Annotated in this window: 1 rRNA gene (only partly in view); it reads left to right on the forward strand. The window is 57.3% G+C overall.

The features are described from left to right. Positions 1–1,350 (forward strand): 23S ribosomal RNA (locus ACWD4O_RS48640); its annotated part runs 1,493 nt beyond the window's last position; the annotation flags it as partial.

Raw genomic sequence — 1,350 nt, forward strand, 5'->3', positions numbered from 1 at the left:
GACGAGTCAGAAACCGTTGATGTAGGCGAAGGACATGCGAAAGGTCCGGCGTAGAGGGTAAGACCCCCGTAGTCGAAACGTCAACGGCTCGTTTGAGAGACACCCAAGTAGCACGGGGCCCGAGAAATCCCGTGTGAATCTGGCGGGACCACCCGCTAAGCCTAAATATTCCCTGGTGACCGATAGCGGATAGTACCGTGAGGGAATGGTGAAAAGTACCGCGGGAGCGGAGTGAAATAGTACCTGAAACCGTGTGCCTACAAGCCGTGGGAGCGTCGCGCATCAAGCTTGCTTGGTGCGTCGTGACTGCGTGCCTTTTGAAGAATGAGCCTGCGAGTTTGCGGTGTGTTGCGAGGTTAACCCGGGTGGGGTAGCCGTAGCGAAAGCGAGTCCGAACAGGGCGTTTCAGTAGCACGCTCAAGACCCGAAGCGGAGTGATCTAGCCATGGGCAGGTTGAAGCGGAGGTAAGACTTCGTGGAGGACCGAACCCACCAGGGTTGAAAACCTGGGGGATGACCTGTGGTTAGGGGTGAAAGGCCAATCAAACTCCGTGATAGCTGGTTCTCCCCGAAATGCATTTAGGTGCAGCGTCGTGTGTTTCTTGCCGGAGGTAGAGCACTGGATAGGCGATGGGCCCTACCGGGTTACTGACCTTAGCCAAACTCCGAATGCCGGTAAGTGAGAGCGCGGCAGTGAGACTGTGGGGGATAAGCTCCATGGTCGAGAGGGAAACAGCCCAGAGCATCGACTAAGGCCCCTAAGCGTACGCTAAGTGGGAAAGGATGTGGAGTCGCACAGACAACCAGGAGGTTGGCTTAGAAGCAGCCACCCTTGAAAGAGTGCGTAATAGCTCACTGGTCTAGTGATTCCGCGCCGACAATGTAGCGGGGCTCAAGCGTACCGCCGAAGTCGTGTCATTGCAGCTATAGGGCCAACGCCTGCTGTGATGGGTAGGGGAGCGTCGTGTGCCGGGTGAAGCCGCGCCGGAAGGCAGTGGTGGACGGTTCACGAGTGAGAATGCAGGCATGAGTAGCGATTCACACGTGAGAAACGTGTGCGCCGATTGACTAAGGGTTCCTGGGTCAAGCTGATCTGCCCAGGGTAAGTCGGGACCTAAGGCGAGGCCGACAGGCGTAGTCGATGGATAACCGGTTGATATTCCGGTACCCGCTGTGAAGCGTCAAACATTGAATCAGGCGATGCTAAGTCCGTGAAGCCGTTCCGGACCCTTCGGGGAATGGAAAGTGGTGGAGCCGACGGACCAGACTTGTAGTAGGTGAGTGATGGGGTGACGCAGGAAGGTAGTCCATCCCGGGCGGTGGTTGTCCCGGGGTAAGGGTGTAGGACGG

This window comes from Streptomyces sp. NPDC002623 (assembly GCF_053592635.1).